This window comes from Streptomyces alkaliphilus (genome assembly GCF_014141535.1).
Lineage (GTDB): Bacteria > Actinomycetota > Actinomycetes > Streptomycetales > Streptomycetaceae > Streptomyces > Streptomyces alkaliphilus.
This window is the reverse complement of record NZ_VKHT01001773.1, coordinates 1-395: the sequence shown is the minus strand read 5'-3', so window position 1 is coordinate 395 and position 395 is coordinate 1. Positions and strand designations below refer to the sequence as shown.

Annotated in this window: 1 pseudogene; it reads left to right on the top strand. The window is 78.5% G+C overall.

Going from position 1 to position 395, the window contains the following annotated elements:
• Positions 1-201 precede the first annotated feature (201 nt).
• A pseudogene (locus FNQ90_RS26700) lies at positions 202-395 on the top strand (hypothetical protein); the annotation flags it as partial.

Sequence of the window (395 nt, the reverse complement as noted above, 5' to 3'; positions counted from 1 at the left end):
CCGGTGGCCCGCCCCCGAATCCGGCCGGTGGGCGGTCCACCGGAGGCGACTCCCGGCCCCGGGTCCCGCACGGACCCGGGGCCGGGCCGCGTGCCGGGAACGGGCCCCGGACGGACCCCCGGGACACGCTTCGATGACACGGGTGCGTCCCTTTCGTCCGAACCCTGTGGTCCCGGGCCCGCCCGGGTTACCGTTCCGCTCATGCTGGACCGGATGCGCCGCCGCTCCCTCCCCCCGGAGCAGACCGTCGCCGTGCTCACCGCGGCGGCGGAGGTCGACGAGGCGCTCGGGGACGGCCTGCGCGGACGCGGCGCCGGACTCGCCGCCCGCCGGTTGCGCCGCCTGCTGGACGCCGAAGCGGTACTCCTCGCCGACCTCGACGGACCCCCCACCCT